This window comes from Shinella sp. HZN7 (assembly GCF_001652565.1).
Classification (GTDB): Bacteria; Pseudomonadota; Alphaproteobacteria; order Rhizobiales; family Rhizobiaceae; genus Shinella; species Shinella granuli.
In genome coordinates this window covers 1,865,606-1,883,638 of sequence record NZ_CP015736.1, presented here as the reverse complement: position 1 = coordinate 1,883,638, position 18,033 = coordinate 1,865,606, and the positions used below count along the sequence as shown (strand labels likewise).

The 18,033-nt window shown below is 65.4% G+C and carries 16 protein-coding genes; 12 read left to right on the top strand and 4 right to left on the bottom strand.

The window, feature by feature from the left end:
* Positions 1-33: 33 nt before the first annotated feature.
* A complete protein-coding gene (gene tyrS / locus shn_RS09130; RefSeq protein WP_064330109.1) occupies positions 34-1,287 on the bottom strand; it encodes a tyrosine--tRNA ligase in 1,254 nt (417 codons plus the stop codon).
* A gap of 130 nt (positions 1,288-1,417) precedes the next feature.
* Between tyrS and shn_RS09125 the strand changes: the two genes are divergently transcribed.
* Both shn_RS09125 and shn_RS09120 read left to right on the top strand, forming a co-directional pair.
* Positions 1,418-2,551 carry an anhydro-N-acetylmuramic acid kinase gene (locus shn_RS09125; RefSeq protein ID WP_064330108.1) on the top strand — a complete coding sequence of 378 codons (1,134 nt, stop codon included), beginning with the start codon at positions 1,418-1,420 and terminating at the stop codon, positions 2,549-2,551.
* 89 nt (positions 2,552-2,640) lie between these two features.
* Positions 2,641-3,819 (top strand): diguanylate cyclase, encoded by a 1,179-nt coding sequence (locus tag shn_RS09120; RefSeq protein WP_064330107.1) that lies wholly within the window; start codon positions 2,641-2,643, stop codon positions 3,817-3,819.
* A 78-nt stretch (positions 3,820-3,897) separates the two neighbouring features.
* Here the strand turns inward: shn_RS09120 and shn_RS09115 are convergent, their stop codons facing one another.
* A complete protein-coding gene (locus shn_RS09115; RefSeq protein WP_064330106.1) occupies positions 3,898-4,575 on the bottom strand; it encodes an alpha/beta hydrolase in 678 nt (225 codons plus the stop codon).
* Between the two features lie 213 nt (positions 4,576-4,788).
* Between shn_RS09115 and shn_RS09110 the strand changes: the two genes are divergently transcribed.
* From shn_RS09110 to shn_RS09065, 10 genes are all read left to right on the top strand, one after another.
* Positions 4,789-5,946 (top strand): cysteine desulfurase family protein, encoded by a 1,158-nt coding sequence (locus shn_RS09110; RefSeq protein WP_064330105.1) that lies wholly within the window; start codon positions 4,789-4,791, stop codon positions 5,944-5,946.
* A 138-nt stretch (positions 5,947-6,084) separates the two neighbouring features.
* Positions 6,085-7,554 (top strand): Fe-S cluster assembly protein SufB, encoded by a 1,470-nt coding sequence (gene sufB / locus shn_RS09105; protein ID WP_064330104.1) that lies wholly within the window; start codon positions 6,085-6,087, stop codon positions 7,552-7,554.
* A 114-nt stretch (positions 7,555-7,668) separates the two neighbouring features.
* Positions 7,669-7,830 carry a hypothetical protein gene (locus shn_RS36375; protein ID WP_162853120.1) on the top strand — a complete coding sequence of 54 codons (162 nt, stop codon included), beginning with the start codon at positions 7,669-7,671 and terminating at the stop codon, positions 7,828-7,830.
* A 47-nt stretch (positions 7,831-7,877) separates the two neighbouring features.
* Entirely contained in the window at positions 7,878-8,633 is a 756-nt protein-coding gene (sufC, locus tag shn_RS09095; RefSeq protein ID WP_064330102.1) for a Fe-S cluster assembly ATPase SufC, read from the top strand.
* Between the two features lie 23 nt (positions 8,634-8,656).
* Positions 8,657-9,931: a Fe-S cluster assembly protein SufD gene (gene sufD, locus shn_RS09090; RefSeq protein ID WP_064330101.1), complete on the top strand. Its 1,275-nt coding sequence runs from the start codon at positions 8,657-8,659 to the stop codon at positions 9,929-9,931.
* A gap of 125 nt (positions 9,932-10,056) precedes the next feature.
* Positions 10,057-11,295, top strand: coding sequence for a cysteine desulfurase (locus tag shn_RS09085; protein WP_064330100.1), 1,239 nt, complete (start codon positions 10,057-10,059; stop codon positions 11,293-11,295).
* 11 nt (positions 11,296-11,306) lie between these two features.
* Positions 11,307-11,687 carry an SUF system Fe-S cluster assembly protein gene (locus tag shn_RS09080; RefSeq protein WP_064330099.1) on the top strand — a complete coding sequence of 127 codons (381 nt, stop codon included), beginning with the start codon at positions 11,307-11,309 and terminating at the stop codon, positions 11,685-11,687.
* 111 nt (positions 11,688-11,798) lie between these two features.
* The gene (sufA, locus tag shn_RS09075) at positions 11,799-12,191 is read left to right on the top strand and encodes a Fe-S cluster assembly scaffold SufA (RefSeq protein WP_064330098.1); all 393 of its coding nucleotides are present in this window, start codon (positions 11,799-11,801) and stop codon (positions 12,189-12,191) included.
* A 126-nt stretch (positions 12,192-12,317) separates the two neighbouring features.
* The gene (locus shn_RS09070; protein WP_064330097.1) at positions 12,318-14,183 is read left to right on the top strand and encodes an ATP-binding protein; all 1,866 of its coding nucleotides are present in this window, start codon (positions 12,318-12,320) and stop codon (positions 14,181-14,183) included.
* Positions 14,167-14,574, top strand: a complete 408-nt coding sequence (locus tag shn_RS09065) for a response regulator (protein ID WP_064330096.1) — start codon at positions 14,167-14,169, stop codon at positions 14,572-14,574. The genes shn_RS09070 and shn_RS09065 overlap by 17 nt, the downstream gene beginning before the upstream one ends.
* Positions 14,575-14,764: 190 nt before the next feature.
* On the opposite strand, the gene gcvP is transcribed toward shn_RS09065, so the two are convergent.
* Positions 14,765-17,626 carry an aminomethyl-transferring glycine dehydrogenase gene (gene gcvP, locus shn_RS09060; RefSeq protein WP_064330095.1) on the bottom strand — a complete coding sequence of 954 codons (2,862 nt, stop codon included), beginning with the start codon at positions 17,624-17,626 and terminating at the stop codon, positions 14,765-14,767.
* On the bottom strand, positions 17,626-17,988 hold the full coding sequence (gene gcvH / locus shn_RS09055; RefSeq protein ID WP_064330094.1) for a glycine cleavage system protein GcvH: 363 nt from the start codon (positions 17,986-17,988) through the stop codon (positions 17,626-17,628). Before gcvH ends, gcvP begins: the two co-directional genes overlap by 1 nt.
* Positions 17,989-18,033: the final 45 nt, after the last annotated feature.

Here is an 18,033-nt window from a genome sequence, read left to right as displayed (position 1 = left end):
CGCCTGGAGGGGCCTTCAGTTTCGTTTGCCCGGTCAGGCCGGACGCACCAGGATGTGCTTCTTCTTGCCCAGCGACAGCTTGACGACGCCGTCGGCGGAAACGTCGGCGGTGCCGATGACGCGGCGCTCGTCGGAAACGGCGGCATCGTTGATGCGCACCGCGCCGCCCTGCACATGGCGGCGGGCTTCGCCGTTGGAGGCGGCAAGGCCGGCCTTGACGATGAGGGTGAGGAGGCCGATGCCGGCTTCGAGCTCACCGGCGGACACCGCGATCGACGGCAGGTTTTCGGCGATCGCGCCTTCCTCGAAGGTCTTGCGCGCGGTCTCGGCGGCCTGCTCGGCGGCCTCGCGGCCGTGCAGCATCGCCGTCACCTCGGTGGCGAGGACCTTCTTCACCTCGTTGATCTCGGCGCCGCCGAGCGCGGAGAGCCGGGCGATCTCGTCCATCGGCAGCGTCGTGTAGAGCTTCAGGAAGCGCGAGACGTCCGCATCCTCGGTGTTGCGCCAGTACTGCCAGAAGTCATAGGCCGACAGCATGTCCGGGTTGAGCCAGACGGCGCCGGAGAGCGACTTGCCCATCTTGGCGCCCGACGCGGTCGTCAGGAGCGGCGAGGTCAGCGCGTAGAGCTGCGGCGTGCCCATGCGGTGGCCGAGGTCGATGCCGTTGATGATATTGCCCCACTGGTCCGAGCCGCCCATCTGCAGGCGCACGTCGTAGCGCTTGTTCAGTTCGACGAAGTCGTAGGCCTGCAGGATCATGTAGTTGAATTCGAGGAAGGACAGCGAATGCTCGCGGTCGAGGCGCAGCTTCACGCTGTCGAAGGAGAGCATGCGGTTGACGGAAAAATGCCGGCCGACATCGCGCAGGAATTCGAGGTAGTTGATGCCGAGCAGCCAGTCGGCATTGTTGATCATCAGGGCGTCCTTCGGGCCCTCGCCATAGGTGAGGTAGTTCGAGAAGACCTTCTTGATGCTGGCGATGTTGCTGTTGATCGTGTCCGGCGTCATCAACTGGCGCGCCTCGTCCTTGAAGGACGGGTCGCCGACCATGCCGGTGCCGCCGCCCATCAGCGAGACCGGGCGGTGGCCGGTCTTCTGGAACCAGTGCAGCAGCATGATCTGGATGAGGCCACCGGCATGCAGGCTCGGTGCCGTCGGATCGAAGCCGATATAGGCCGTCACGGTTTCCTTGGCGAGAAGGTCGTCGAGGCCGGTTTCATCGGAGATCTGGTGGATGAAGCCGCGCTCTTTCAGCGTGCGAAGGAAATCGGATTTGAATTCGGACATGGCCTGTCTCTCTTGCCGGGATGCTTTGGGCGGGATGTTGGCGGCCGGAGATAATTTTCCGGCGGACCGCCGGGCGTTTAGCACTGTTTCACCGCATAATCACTTCAAAAGTGATTCTGGAGCGGATGGCATGACGGGACTGCGGACGGCGATCGGTCTGATGAGCGGCACGAGCCTCGACGGCATCGACGTCGCGCTGCTGCGTACGGATGGCGAGGCCGTCGTCGAGCGCGGCCCCTGTCTTGCGCGGCCCTACGATGCCGCCTTCCGCCGCCGCCTTCAGGGCGCGCTGGAGACTGCCAAGGGGATCGGCAAGCGCGACGAACGGCCGGGCGATCTTGCCGCGGTCGAGCGCGCGCTGACGCTGCGCCACGGCGAGGCCGTGCGCGCCTTCCTGGTGGAGAACGGGCTCGCGGCATCCGACATCGACATCATCGGCTTTCATGGCCAGACCGTGCTGCACCGGCCGGATGCCGGCCTGACGGTACAGCTCGGCGACGGCGGGCTGCTCGCCCGCGAGACCGGCATCGACGTGGTCTACGACATGCGGGCGAACGACATGGCGCATGGCGGGCAGGGCGCGCCGCTCATTCCCGCCTATCACGCCGCGCTTGCCGCCGGCCTTTCCGGCGCCACCGGCAAGGCGGTCGTCTTCGTCAATATCGGCGGCATTTCCAACATCACCTTCATCGGCGCGGGCGGGGCGATCGTCGCCTATGACAGCGGTCCCGGCAACACGCTGATCGACCAATGGGTCGAGGCCCATGCCGGCATTCCCTACGACCAGGGCGGCATGATCGCCTCGGAAGGCCGCGTCGATCCCGGCCTTGCGGAGCGTTACCTTGGCCATGCCTTCTTCACCGATCCGGTGCGCCGCTCGCTCGACCGCAACGATTTCCGCCCGCCCGAGGGTGCGGATGCGAGCCTTGAGGACGGTGCGCGCACGCTGGCCCATGTCACGGCCGCGGCCATCCTGCGCTCGGCCCGCCACCTGCCGGAGCGGCCGAAGCTCTATGTCGTGTGCGGCGGCGGCCGGCTCAACCGGGTGATCATGGGCGACCTTGCGGCGCTTGCCGAGACGGAGGGGGCGGAGGTGGTGACGGCCGAGGCGCTCGGTCTCGACGGTGACAGCATGGAGGCGGAGGCCTGGGCCTATCTCGCCGTCCGCTCGCTCGGCGGCCTGCCGCTCACCTTCCCGGGCACGACGGGCGTGACGGCGCCCGTTTCCGGTGGCCTCTTACGGAAACACGCCGCCCGCGATTAACGCTTTTTTCGCGGGCGCCTTCTAGGATTCGTCAGGATCGTTCCGGGCGCTTTTGCACGGAGCGGCTTTTATCTTGCGTAGGGTGGCCAATGAGTGGCGCGGGCTTCCTGCTGGCGGTGAATTTTCTCATCGCGCAGTGTTTCTGCATGTTTTTCCTGGCGGTATCCGCCAGGAGCCGCAACCGCGTTGCCGCCCGCTGGTTTGCCGGCACCTATGCCGTCGCCTCGCTCGCCACCATCTTCGAATTCCTCGTCGCCTATGTGCCGCCGGCAAAGCTCTGGGCGATTCTCGCCTTCGCCGCCATGCTCGGCGGCATGCTGATGCTGCGCGTCGGCATCGGTCATCTCTACGGCCTTCGCACCAACCGCTGGGGCCTGGCGGGTATCTTCGTCGCCTTCGTCGCGCTCGATTATGCCATCTACGACCTGCCGCGCGGCACGCTCGCCCATGCGCTGCCCTACCAGACGCCGTTCGCGGTGGCGCTCGGCATGAGCGCCTTCGCCGCCTGGCGGGCGCGTCCGGCCAGTTTCGTCGACCGGGCGCTCATCGTCCTGCTTGCGCTGACCAGCGTGCATTTCCTCGCAAAAGCCTTCGCCGCCGTGCTCGCCGGGGCGGGCAATACGGCGGAGGACTATCTCGCCAGCCAGTTCGCGCTCGTCTCGCAGAGCATGGGCGCGGTGCTGATCGTCGCGGTCGGCCTGATGCTGCTCTGCGTGCTCGTGCTGGAGATCGTCGCGGAGGAGAAGGGCAATGCGGAGGTCGATCCGCTGTCCGGCCTCCTCAACCGCCGCGGCTTCGACAACCGCATCGACGCGCTGCTTGCGGGCGCCGGGCCACATGGCCTCATCCTGTGCGACATCGATCATTTCAAGTCGGTCAACGACACCCATGGCCACCAGGGCGGCGACAGTGCCATCCGCGCCTTCGGCGAGGCGCTGCGTGTCGCGGCGCCGCCAGGTGCACTCGCGGCGCGCATCGGCGGGGAGGAGTTCGCGCTCTTCCTGCCGAACACAGGCAGGGAGGCGACGCTGCTCTTCGCCCAGACCCTGCGCGCCACCCGCGCCGTCGCCCCCATTCCCGGCCTGCCGCCGGCCGTGCGCATCACCGCCAGCTTCGGCGTCGCCGAGGTGACGCGCGGCGAGCCGCTGCGCTTTGCCATGCGCCGGGCGGACGACGCGCTCTATGCGGCCAAGAATGCCGGGCGCGACTGCGTGCGCGAGGCGGAGCCGCCCGCGGTGGTGCTGGAGGTAATCAAGCGCGCGACCTGAGGCGTGCGACCGGAAGGCAAAGAAAAAGCCCGGTGGACGTCACCGGGCTTCTTTGTTCTCTGTTCTCTTCTCGGCCGGTCAGCGGATGCGCTTGGCGGCCGGTTCCGGCGTCAGTTCGCCGGCAAGGCGGCGGTCGAGGTAATCCTCGCATTCGGCCATCAGGGTTTCCGTCTGGCCGTTGAAGAAGTGGTTGGCGCCCGCCACCGTGCGGTGGGTGATCAGGATGCCCTTCTGCGTCTTGAGCTTCTCGACGAGGCCGTTGACATCCTTCTCCGGCGCCACCTTGTCGGAATCGCCGTTGATGATGAGGCCCGACGACGGGCAGGGGGCGAGGAACGAGAAGTCGTAGATGTTCGGCTGCGGGGCGATCGACATGAAGCCTTCGATCTCCGGGCGGCGCATCAGGAGCTGCATGCCGATCCAGGCGCCGAAGGAATAACCGGCGACCCAGCAGCTCTTCGAATCGGGATGCAGGCTCTGCACCCAGTCGAGCGCCGAGGCCGCATCCGACAGTTCGCCCGCGCCGTGGTCGAATTCGCCCTGGCTGCGGCCGATGCCGCGGAAATTGAAGCGCAGCGTCGTAAAACCGCGCTTCTGGAACATGTAGAAGAGCTGGTAGACGATCTGGTTGTTCATCGTGCCGCCGAACTGCGGGTGCGGATGCAGCACGATGGCGATCGGGGCGTTCTTCTGCTTGGACGGCTGGTAACGGCCCTCAAGGCGACCGGCGGGTCCGTTGAAGATGATTTCGGGCATTCTTACTCCGGCAAGTTCGCGTTCTGGAACGGATTCTTGTCAACTGAAGTCTTGACGAAACCAGTCAGCTTTTCTAGAACCTAGTTTAGAACCATTCGAAACTGTATAGGCGTCCAGGGGACGCCGTGAGCTTGGTGTCATAAGGCAAGCCCGACGGAAAATTCAAGGAAAATGCACGCCGCACCGAATGTATCGTGCGTGCATGGGTGAGAAATGACGAAGACGGAGCGCACATATCTGGACTGGAACGCCACGGCGCCCCTGCTGCCGGCGGCGCGCGAGGCCGTTCTTGCCGCGCTCGACAGCGTCGGCAACCCGTCTTCCGTGCATGGCGAGGGCCGGGCGCTGCGCATGCTGGTGGAGGCCGCGCGCCGCGACGTCGCCGCGCTGGTCAACACGGCTCCGGCCCATGTGATCTTCACGAGCGGCGCGACCGAAGCGGCCAACCTCGTACTGACGCCCGATTACCGCATGGGCCGCACGCCGCTTGCCATCGGCCATCTCTATGTGTCCGAGATCGAGCACCCGGCGATCCGCGAGGGCGGGCGCTTTGCGCGCGATGCCGTGACGACGATCCCCGTCACCCGCGCCGGCCTCGTCGATCTCGATGCGCTGGAAACGCTTCTTGCGGGCCATGACAAGGCGAAGGGCCTGCCGATGGTGGCGGTCATGCTCGCCAACAACGAGACGGGCATCGTCCAGCCGGTGAAGGCGGCCGCCGAGATCGTGCGCCGCCATGGCGGCCTCCTCGTCGTCGATGCGGTGCAGGCTACCGGGCGGATGCCGGTCGATATGACGGCGCTCGACGCCGATTTCCTGATCGTCTCCTCGCACAAGCTGGGCGGCCCGAAGGGCGCCGGCGCGCTGGTCTCGCGCGGCGAGGTGCTGATGCCCGTGCCGCTGATCCGCGGCGGCGGGCAGGAGAAGGGGCACCGTTCCGGCACCGAAAACCCGGCGGCGCTTGCCGGCTTTGCCGCGGCCGCCCGCGCCGCTGCGACGGATCTTGCGGGGCGCAATGCGCGGATCGCCGCGCTGCGCGATGCCTTGGAGAACGGCATGCGGGCGGCGACGAACGACGTCGTCATCCATGGCGCGGATGTCGAGCGCATCGCCAACACCTCGTTCTTCAGCCTGCCGGGCCTGAAGTCGGAGACGGGGCAGATCGCCTTCGACCTTGAAGGCATCGCGCTTTCGGCGGGCTCCGCCTGCTCCTCCGGCAAGGTCGGGCAAAGCCATGTGCTTGTCGCCATGGGTTTCGATGCGGCGCTCGGCGGGCTTCGCGTGTCGCTCGGCCCCGCCTCGACCGAGGCGGATATAGACCGTTTTCTGGCTGCCTTTTCGCGCGTCGTGGCACGACGGCGGGCGGCCTGACGGGAATCTTGCGAGAACGCAAGTTTTCGCTTGCCAAAGGGTGGGAAAAGCCGCCTTTGGCGCTTACATAACCGGCGGGAGGCCCGCCACACGTTGACAAACTGCCGGACCTTGGATCCGGCAAGATTGGAGAACGATATGCCTGCGGTGCAGGAAACGATCGATCAGGTCCGTCAGATAGACGTCGACCAGTACAAATACGGCTTCGAGACGACGATCGAGATGGACAAGGCCCCGAAGGGCCTGTCCGAAGAGATCATCCGCTTCATCTCGGCCAAGAAGAGCGAGCCCGACTGGATGCTCGAATGGCGCCTGGAGGCCTATCGCCGCTGGCTGACGCTCGAAGAGCCGACCTGGGCGCGCGTCGACTATCCGAAGATCGACTTCAACGACCTCTATTATTATGCCGCGCCGAAGAACCAGACCGGCCCGAAGTCCATCGACGAGGTCGATCCCGAGCTTCTGAAGATGTACGAGAAGCTCGGCATTCCGCTGCGCGAGCAGGAAATCCTCGCCGGCGTGCAGACCTCGAAGATCGCCGTCGATGCCGTGTTCGATTCGGTCTCCGTCGTCACGACCTTCAAGGAAGAGCTGAAGAAGGCCGGCGTGATCTTCATGTCGATCTCGGAAGCCATCCGCGAGCATCCCGATCTCGTGAAGAAGTATCTCGGCACCGTCGTGCCGACGACCGACAATTTTTACGCGACGCTGAACTCCGCGGTCTTCACCGACGGCTCCTTCGTCTACGTGCCGAAGGGCGTTCGTTGCCCGATGGAGCTGTCCACCTACTTCCGCATCAACGAGAAGAACACCGGCCAGTTCGAGCGCACGCTGATCATCGCGGAGGAGGGCGCCTATGTGTCCTACCTCGAAGGCTGCACCGCGCCGCAGCGCGACGAGAACCAGCTTCACGCCGCCGTCGTGGAACTGGTGGCGCTCGATGATGCCGAGATCAAGTATTCCACCGTCCAGAACTGGTATCCGGGCGACAAGGACGGCAAGGGCGGCATCTACAACTTCGTGACGAAGCGCGGCGATTGCCGGGGCAAGAACTCGAAGATCTCGTGGACGCAGGTCGAGACCGGCTCCGCCATCACCTGGAAGTACCCGTCCTGCATCCTGCGCGGCGACGGTTCGCGCGGCGAGTTCTACTCGATCGCCGTCTCGAACGGCCACCAGCAGATCGATAGCGGCACCAAGATGATCCATCTCGGCAAGAACACGTCGAGCCGCATCGTCTCGAAGGGCATTTCCGCGGGTTTCTCCAACAACACCTATCGCGGCCAGGTCTCGGCCCACCGCAAGGCGGAGAACGCGCGCAACTTCACCCAGTGCGACTCGCTTTTGATCGGCGACAAGTGCGGCGCGCACACCGTGCCCTATATCGAGGCGAAGAACGCGACCGCCCATTTCGAGCACGAGGCGACCACCTCGAAGATCTCCGAGGACCAGCTGTTCTACTGCCTGCAGCGCGGCATCCCGACCGAAGCGGCGATCGCGCTGATCGTCAACGGCTTCGTCAAGGAAGTCATCCAGGAACTGCCGATGGAATTCGCCGTCGAGGCGCAGAAGCTGATCGGCATCTCGCTGGAAGGCTCGGTCGGCTGATCGGGTGAAGGAATGTCCCGGCGGGTTCCGCCGGGGGGCCGGACAGGCCTTTCGATGAAGTTTCCGCGTGATCCGTTATAGTAGCGGATGCGGCTCTCATCTGGAGGCGATGACATGGATCCGGTCAATCTGACGTACTACGCCGTGGTTTGCGGTGGACTTGCAGCCTATTCGCCGACGCTCACGAACAGGATCGTGCGGTTGGCGCTGGGGTTCGGGGTGGGTGCCCTTTCGGCGACGCTCCTTCCGGTGGTCCACTTCTTCCTCGGCTTCTGAAACGAAGACGGGAGCGCGGGACGCGCTCCGAAGCCAGGATCGAGAACATGCTTGAAATCAAGAATCTGCACGCACGCATCGCCGAGGACGGCACCGAGATCATCCGCGGCCTGAACCTTTCCGTGAAGGCCGGCGAAGTCGCCGCCATCATGGGCCCGAACGGCTCGGGCAAGTCGACGCTCTCCTACATCCTCTCCGGCCGCGAGGACTACGAGGTCACCGAAGGTGACATCCTCTACAACGGCGAGAGCATCCTGGAACTGGATCCGTCCGAGCGCGCCGCCAAGGGCATCTTCCTCGCCTTCCAGTACCCGGTCGAAATCCCGGGCGTCGCCACCATGCAGTTCCTGAAGGTCGCGATGAACGAGCAGCGCAAGGCGCGCGGCGAGGCGGAACTGACGACGCCGGACTTCATGCGCCGCGTCAAGGACGCCGCCGCGGAACTGAAGATCGCGCCGGAAATGCTGCGCCGTCCGCTGAATGTCGGTTTCTCCGGCGGTGAGAAGAAGCGCGCCGAAATCCTGCAGATGTCGCTCCTGGAGCCGAAGCTCTGCATCCTCGACGAGACGGATTCCGGCCTCGACATCGACGCGCTTAAGATCGTGGCCGACGGCGTCAATGCGCTGCGTTCGCCCGACCGCGCCGTCGTCGTCATCACCCACTACCAGCGCCTGCTCGACTATATCGTGCCCGATACGGTGCACGTTCTCTACAAGGGCCAGGTCATCAAGTCCGGCGACAAGACGCTGGCGCACGAGCTGGAAGCAAACGGCTACGCCGACATCATCGGCGCCGCCGCCTGACGGCTTGGCGAAGGAGTGATCTCATGAACATGCAGACAGGCATGAAGCTCTCCGTCGCCGAGACGGCGCTCTGCGAAGCCTACGACCACGCTATCGGCGAACTGCCGGGCGATGGCGCCGTGCTCGCCGCCCGCGACGTCCTCATCAGCGACTTCAAGGATGCCGGCCTTCCGACGCGCCGCGTCGAAGCCTGGCACTATACGGACCTCAAGGCGCTGCTGCGCGCCGTGCCGGCCTTCGATCCGGCGGCCTCAGCCGCCAGGTTCGACCCGCTGGTCGAAGGCTCGACGGTGCTCTCCGTCGTCAACGGCGTTGCGGATGGGCGGGGCTCGGTCGAGGGCGTGACGCTGCGCACCTTTGCCGACGCGCTTGCCGACGGCACGGCCGCAGGCGGCCTCGTCGCCCGCGACAGCGACGACACGATCGGCCGCATCAACGGTGCCTTCGTGCGCGACGGTTTCGTGCTGGATTTCCCCGCCGGCACCGAACTTGCAGCGCCGGTCGAAATCCAGACGGTGCAGAATGCCGGCCAGGTCCATACGCGCTTCCCGGTGACCTTCGGCGCGAACGCCAGGGCAACCATCATCGAGCGCCATGCGGCGGCCGGCGACAATGCCGCCTTTGTCACGACGATCAGCGACATCTCGCTTGCCGAGGGCGCCGATATCACCTGGGTCATCTTCCAGGGGCAGGGCGCGGCCGACACCCATCTCGGCCAGATCCGCGTCACGCTCGGCACGGATGCGAAACTGCGCCTTTATGTGATCAATGCCGGCGGCAAGCTCGTGCGGCAGGAAATCCATGTCGTGGTGGCGGGCGAGGGCTCCGACCTCATCCTGCGCGGCATCAACCTGCTCGGCGGCGAGACGCATACCGACGTGACCTTCACGGTCGGCCACGACGTGCCGAACACGACGTCGACGGAAGTGATCCGCAACGTGATCTTCGATCGCGCCCGCGGTGTCTTCCAGGGCCAGATCCGCGTGGCGCCGGACGCCCAGAAGACCGATGCCAAGATGTCGTGCAACACGCTGCTGCTTTCCGACGAAGCCGACTTCTCGGCCAAGCCGGAGCTGGAGATCTTCGCCGACGACGTGCAGTGCGGCCACGGCGCGACCGTGATCGACATCGACCACGTACAGCTCTTCTACCTGATGGCCCGCGGCATCCCGGAAAACAAGGCGCGCGCCATGCTGGTCAACGCCTTCGTCGCCGAGATCGTCGAGGAGCTGGAAGACGAGCCGCTGGTCGAGGCGCTGGAAGGCGTCATCGCCGGCTGGCTCGACAAGCACGCCTGATCGGTCGCGATCCCGGCGGGACCCGCATGGTGGCCGGTCCGGGATCGCGCAAACAAGCAAAGGGCGTTTTCGCGGTTCTGAGGAACAGGAACGCTCCAGGGCACGCCTGACATAGGACGAACGAGATGGAACACGCCCCCGCACTGGCCTACGACGTCGAGGCGATCCGCAAGGATTTCCCGATCCTGACGAAGACGGTCTACGGCAAGCCGCTGGTCTATCTCGACAACGGCGCCTCGGCGCAGAAGCCGCAGTCCGTGATCGACGCGATCGCATATGCCTATTCCAACGAATACGCCAATGTGCATCGCGGCCTGCACTTCCTGTCGAACGCCGCCACGGACGCCTACGAGGCGGCGCGCGAGAAGGTGCGCCGTTTCCTGAATGCCTCCTCGGTCGACGAGATCATCTTCACGAAATCCTCGACCGAAGCGATCAACACGGTCGCCTACGGTTACGGCATGCCGAAGATCGGCGCGGGCGACGAGATCGTGCTGTCGATCATGGAGCACCACTCCAACATCGTGCCCTGGCACTTCATCCGCGAGCGGCAGGGCGCGAAACTCGTCTGGGCGCCGGTGGACGATACGGGCGCCTTCCACATCGAAGACTTCGAGAAGTGCCTGACGGAGCGCACCAAGCTCATCGCCATCACGCATATGTCGAACGCGCTCGGCACCATCGTGCCGGTCAAGGAGATTTGCCGTATCGCCCGCGAGCGCGGCATTCCGGTGCTGGTCGACGGCTCGCAGGGCGCCGTGCACATGCCGGTGGACGTGCGCGACATCGATTGCGACTGGTACGTGATGACCGGCCACAAGCTCTATGGCCCGTCGGGCATCGGCGTGCTCTACGGCAAGATGGATCGCCTCAAGGAGATGCGGCCCTTCCAGGGCGGCGGCGAGATGATCGTCGACGTGACCGAGGACATCGTCACCTACAACGACCCGCCGCACCGCTTCGAGGCCGGAACGCCGCCGATCGTGCAGGCGATCGGGCTCGGCCATGCGCTCGACTACATGGAGAAGATCGGCCGCGCGGCGATCGCCACCCATGAAGCGGATTTGCGCGACTATGCCCATGAGCGGCTGTCGGCGATCAATTCGCTGAAGATCTTCGGCACGGCGCCGGGCAAGGGCTCGATCTTCTCCTTCGAGCTGGAAGGCATCCATGCCCATGACGTCTCGATGGTCATCGACCGGGCAGGGGTGGCGGTGCGCGCCGGCACCCATTGTGCCCAGCCGCTCTTGAAACGCTTCGGCGTCACCTCCACATGCCGGGCATCGTTCGGCCTGTACAACACGCGCGCCGAAGTCGATGCCCTGGCCGACGCGCTCGACCATGCCCGCAAGTTTTTCGCCTGAGGAGTAGGCCCATGTCCCTCGACACAACGGAAGACAAGAGCGACGTCCGCGACGGCATCGTGCATTCGGCGATCCCGGCCGACGAGCTGGCGCGCCTTTCCGACGATATCATTTCCGCGCTGAAGACCGTCTACGACCCGGAAATCCCGGCCGATATCTTCGAGCTCGGCCTGATCTACAAGATCGACATCGAAGACGACCGCATGGTCAAGATCGACATGACGCTGACGGCGCCCGGTTGCCCCGTGGCCGGCGAGATGCCGGGCTGGGTGGAGAATGCCGTGGGCGCGGTCGAGGGCGTGTCCGGCGTCGAGGTCAAGATGACCTTCGATCCGCCGTGGACGCCGGACCGCATGTCGGAAGAGGCCCAGGTCGCCGTCGGCTGGTATTGAAGCGAGGGGCAAACTCTCAGCGCTGTGACTTGATCCGTTAACCCGCCAACACTAGATTCAGAGTCGCAGACCGCCGGGCCTTGAACCCGGCCGGCGAAGGAGAATCGGCCCATGGCCTTTGCAGTGATGACACTTACCGATGCGGCGGCAGACCGCGTCAAGGCGATCGTCGACAATGCCGGCGGCGATGCAAAAGGCATTCGCGTCGGCATCAAGAAGGGCGGTTGCGCCGGCATGGAATATGCCATCGACCTCGTCACCGAGCCCAATGCCAAGGACGACCTGATCGAGCACAAGGGCGCCAGCGTCTGGGTCGCGCCGGAAGCGGTGCTCTACCTTCTCGGCACGCAGATGGATTTCGAGGTGACGACGCTGCGCTCCGGCTTCACCTTCCACAACCCGAACCAGACATCCGCTTGCGGCTGCGGCGAATCGGTCGAGCTGAAGCCCGCCGATCTCGCGGCCCTTGCCGCCTCCGGCCAGCCGACGGTTCGTGCCGGCTGAGTCTGGCACGCCGGGGACGCGCGAACAGCGCGCCTTGCGGCTTTTCTTTGGCGGCGGTTTTGCCTAGTCTCCCACGCGGCCCGAAAATCCGGTGCCGCGTGATCGCCAGGGAGAGGGGCGCGAGCGATGGACGGCTTTGCCGCGACACTGTACCAGAACCTGCCCTTTCCCGTCGTCCTCGTCGATGCCGAGGCGCGTCTCCTTTCCCATAACGATGCGGCCGCCCGCACCTTCGGCTGGAATCGCGACGACCGGGATCCGGCGGGCACGGCCGTGCTCGCGGGCGAAGGGGCCGCTGCCCGCCTTGCCCGCCAGGCCGCGGGCGGACGCGAAAACACCCATGCCCTCTGCTTCCGCCACGACAACGGCACCACCTTCGACGCGACGGCCCATGTGATCGCCCTGCCGGATGCAGCCGGCGGACCGGCCTATGCGATCCTCCTGCGCAGCCTCCTGAGCGGGGGCAGCCATGGCGAGCAGATCCTGCTCGGCCAGCGTATCGCCGCAGCGCTCGACACCATGACCGAGGGGTTTGCGATCTTCGACGAGGCGGAGCGCCTGGTCATGTTCAACCGCTCCTACAAGGAGCGGTGCGGGCCGGCCCGCGACGCCGTGCGCGTCGGCGTCACCCTCGAAAGCATTACGCGCGCCAACATCCGCGCCGGCATGTTTCCCGGCATCCGCGAGGGAACGCCGGAGGCCGAGGCGATGGTGCAGGCGCGCCTGGAAAGCCACAGACGGACCGGCAGCGGCGGAACGGTCTTCGAATTCGGCAAGGACCGGTGGATCCGCGGCGAGAGCCATGTGGCCGAGACCGGCGACATCGTCGCGCTGCGCGTCGATGTCTCGGAACTGAAGCGCGCCGAGGCGGCGCTGGAGAAGAAGCAGCGCGAATACCTGTCGCTGCTGCAGATCCTGCCCGACATGATCCTGCGCTTCGATCGCGACCTGACGATCCGTTTCGCCAATGACAAGTACGCCCATTTCGTCGGCTCGACGACGGACGAGCTGATCGGCCGTTACCTGCCGGATATCGCCTGCGCACCGGAAACGACCGCGGCGCTGATGGACGTTGAAAACTACACCCGCGCCGCGCCCGTCAAGACCGTGGAGATCTGCATCGAGGGGCATGACGGCCAGATGATGTGGATGCTCTGGACCGCCGTCGCGATCTTCGACGGGGAGGGTGTCTGCGAGGTCGTCTGCGTCGGGCGCGACATCACCGAGGCCAAGCGCCAGCAGCATCAGGTGGAAGCCCAGACGAAAGAGCTGCGCCGCAAGAACGAGGCGCTGGACCAGTTCACCGCCACGGTCTCGCATGACCTGAAGGCGCCGCTGCGCCATCTGTCCATGTTCGCCGAGATGATCTCGGAGGACCTGCATCGCGGCGACATCGCCGAGCTGCCGCATTATGCCGACCATGTGCGCAAGAGCGCCGCGCGCATGCGCCGGATCATCGACAGCCTGCTGGAATTCTCGCAGATCGCCTATCGCATCGTCGCGCCGAAGCCGGTTTCGCTCTCCGACGTGGTGCGCGATGCGCTGGCACTCCTGGAAAGCCATGTGCGGGAGGCCGACGGGCGCGTCGAGGTTGCGCCGATGCCGGAGGTGATGGGCGATCCCGAGCTCCTGAAGCGGCTGGCGCAGAACCTCATCGGCAATGCGCTGAAATATCGCCGGCCCGACGATCCTCCCGTCGTGCGCGTCTATTGCCGCGAGAGCGCTGACGGCACGCAGTTCATCGTCGAGGATGACGGCATCGGTATCGATCCACAGCATGTCGGGCGGATTTTCGAGGTGTTCCAACGCCTTCACCGCGACGAGACGGTGTATCAGGGCACCGGTGTCGGACTCGCGCTGGCGCGCCGGATCGTCGAGAGCCACAACGGGGTGATAACGCTTGACACGCAGTATGGTCCGGGGGCACGCTTCATCGTGACGTTTCCGAAACCCGTAAAATCGAAGGGGAACGATCGTGGGAGGCTCGGCTAGAAAGCTGATCGTCGTGGACGACGACCCGGTGGACGTGCGCTTCGTCATGCGTGCCTTCAGCGATGCCGGCAGCATGATCGAGATCACCCATGTCGCCGACGCGGAACTGGCGAGCGACCGGCTGGACCGCGAGGCCTTCGACTATATCCTTCTCGACATCAACATGCCCGGCACCAGCGGCATGGACCTGCTCAAGCGGCTGCGCGGGCGCGCCCGCACGGCGGTGACGCCCGTCATCATGCTGTCCTCGTCCTCCAGCACCGCCGACGTCAACCGCGCCTATGAGAACGGCGCCAATGCCTATGCCGTCAAACCCTCGACGCTGAGCGGCTACCGCGATTTCGCCGAAGGCTTTACCCGCTTTTGGGTGGACGTCGCCGTCTCGCCCTGATCCTTCCCTGCCCGCAATGAAAAACCCCGGCCGATGGCATCGGCCGGGGTTCATCAAGCTGAGGGAAAACCTCGCCCCCTCCACCGTCGTCATTCTCGCCCCTGAGCCGGGAATCCACATCCGCGGCGTGTCGGCCAGGGGATGGTCGGGTCGAGCCCGACCATGACGAAGGAAGGGTCGAAGCGACGTCCTACTCGGCAGCCTCCGCATAATCCTCCAGCGGCGGGCAGGAGCAGACGAGGTTGCGGTCGCCATAGACATTGTCGACGCGGTTGACGGGCGACCAGTATTTGTCGACGCGGAAGGCGCCCGGCGGATAGCAGGCCTGCTCGCGCGAATAGGGGCGATCCCATTCGCCGACGAGGTCTTCCACCGTATGGGGGGCGTTCTTCAGCGGGTTGTTGACCTTGTCCATCCGGCCTTCCTCGATGGCGCGGGCCTCCTCGCGGATCGCCAGCATCGCCTCGCAGAAGCGGTCGATCTCGGCCTTGGTCTCCGATTCGGTCGGCTCGATCATCAGCGTGCCGGCGACCGGCCAGCTCATGGTCGGGGCGTGGAAGCCGCTGTCGATCAGGCGTTTCGCAACGTCGTCGACGGTGACGCCGGCGCTGTCGGCGAGCGGGCGCGTGTCGATGATGCATTCATGCGCCACACGGCCCTTGGAGGACGCATAGAGCACGTCGTAAGCGCCCTTCAGGCGGGCGGCGATGTAGTTGGCGTTGAGGATCGCCACCTTCGTCGCCTGCGTCAGGCCCTCGCCGCCCATCATCAGGCAGTAGCTCCAGGAGATCGGCAGGATGGAGGCCGAGCCAAAGGGGGCGGCCGAGACCGCACCCGCCTCGCCGGTTGTCGGGCTGCCCGGCAGGAAGGGCGCAAGATGCGCCTTGACGCCGATCGGGCCCATGCCGGGACCGCCGCCGCCATGCGGGATGCAGAAGGTCTTGTGCAGGTTGAGGTGGCTGACGTCGCCGCCGATATCGCCGGGACGGGCCAGACCCACCATGGCGTTCATGTTGGCACCATCGATATAGACCTGGCCGCCGTGCTTGTGAACGATCTCGCAGATCTCGCGCACGTTCTCTTCAAAGACGCCATGCGTGGAGGGATAGGTGATCATGCAGCATGACAGGTTGTCCGCATGCTGCTCGGCTTTCGCGCGAAAATCCTCCATGTCGATGTCGCCATTGTCGGACACTTTCACGACGACGACCTTCATGCCGACCATCTGGGCCGATGCCGGGTTGGTGCCGTGCGCGGAGGTCGGGATGAGGCAGACGTCGCGGTGCGTGTCGCCATTGGCGAGGTGATAGGCGCGGATCGTCAGCAGGCCGGCATATTCGCCCTGCGCGCCGGAATTCGGCTGCATGGAGACGGCGTCGTAGCCAGTGATGTCGCAGAGCTTCTGTGACAGGTCCTCGATGAGGTATCGGTAGCCCTGCGCCTGGTCGGCGGGAACGAAGGGATGGATCTCCGCAAATTCCGGCCAGGTGATCGGCAGCATTTCCGCCGTGGCGTTCAGCTTCATCGTGCACGAGCCGAGCGGGATCATCGCCCGGTCGAGCGCCAGGTCCCGGTCGGAGAGGCGGCGGATGTAGCGCACCATCTCGCTTTCCGCTCGGTTCATGTGGAAGATCGGATGCGTCAGGTATTCGCTGGTGCGCAGCAGGTCCTCGGGCAGCCGGTAGTCCGGCTCGAACTCGGCCACCTCGAAATTCCCGCCGAAGGCGCGCCAGACGGCTTCCAGCGTGACGGGGCGCGAGCGCTCGTCGAGGCTGATGCCGATGCGGTCGTCACCGATCTTGCGCAGGTTCACCTCTTCCGCGACGGCCGTCTTCAGGATGATGCCCTGCAGCTTGCCGACATGCACGGTGATCGTGTCGAAGAAGACGTCGGGCTCGACGGTATAGCCGAGCTTTTCGAGGCCCTTGGCGAGGCGCACGGTCTTCTGGTGCACGCTCTGGGCGATCGCCTTCAGGCCCTGCGGGCCGTGGAAGACGGCGTACATCGAGGCCATGACGGCGAGCAGCACCTGCGCGGTGCAGATGTTCGACGTCGCCTTTTCACGGCGGATGTGCTGTTCGCGGGTCTGGAGCGACAGGCGGTAGGCGCGGTTGCCGCGCGCATCGATGGAGACGCCGACGAGGCGGCCGGGCATGGAGCGCTTGTAGGCATCCTTGACGGCCATGTAGGCCGCGTGCGGCCCGCCATAGCCCACCGGAACGCCGAAACGCTGGGTGGAGCCGATGGCGATGTCGGCATCCATGTCGCCGGGCGATTTGAGGAGGGCGAGCGCCAGCGGATCGGCCGCGACGACGGCGATGGCTCCGGTCTGGTGCAGGCGGGCGATCAGGCCCGAGAAATCGCGCACATGGCCGTAGGTGCCGGGATACTGGAAGATCGCGCCGAAGACGTCGACGGGGTCGAGATCGGTGAAGGGATCGCCGACAATGATCTGCCAGCCGAGCGGTTCGGAGCGGGTCTTCAGAAGCGCGATGGTCTGCGGGTGGCAGTTCTCGTCGACGAAGAAGGCCTTGGCCTTCGACTTCGAGACGCGCTCGGCCATGGCCATGGCTTCGGCGGCGGCCGTGGCCTCATCGAGCAGCGAGGCATTGGCGACATCGAGGCCGGTGAGGTCGCAGACCATGGTCTGGTAGTTGAGCAGCGCTTCCAGGCGCCCCTGGCTGATTTCCGGCTGGTAGGGCGTATAGGCCGTGTACCAGGCGGGGTTTTCCAGGATGTTGCGCTGGATGACCGGCGGGGTGATCGTGCCGTAATAGCCCTGGCCGATCAGCGAGACGAGTTTCTTGTTCTGGTTGGCGGTCTCGCGCAGCTTGTCGAGCGCCTCGCGCTCGGTCATCGGCGCGCCCCATTCGAGCGGTTTTTCCTGGCGGATCGATTTCGGCACGGTGTCGTCGATCAGCGCGTCGAGGCTGTCATAGCCGATCACCTTCAGCATCGCCTCCATCTCCTTCGGCGAGGGGCCGATATGGCGACGGTTGGCGAAGTCGTAGGGCTGGTAATCGGTGAAGGCGAAATCCTTGGGGAGAGACATCAGCCGACAAGCTCCTTGTAGGCGGCTTCGTCGAGCAGGCTGTCCGCATCGGCCGGGTTGGCGAGCTTCAGCTTGAAGAACCAGCCGGCGCCCTGCGGGTCGCTGTTGACGAGGGAGGGATCGGCGGTGATCGCCTCGTTGACCTCGACGATCTCGCCGTCAAGCGGACAATAGACGTCGGAGGCCGCCTTGACGCTCTCGACGGTGGCCGCATCGCCGCCCTTCTCGAAGGTCGCGCCGACTTCGGGCAGTTCCACGAAGACGAGGTCGCCGAGCTGTTCGGCCGCATGGACCGTGATGCCGACGGTCGCGACGCCGCCTTCGATCTTCAGCCACTCGTGTTCTTCGGTGAATTTCAGCATGTTCGTTCCTCTCTATGGGAAGGGTCGTTTGTTCTTTCGCCCCTC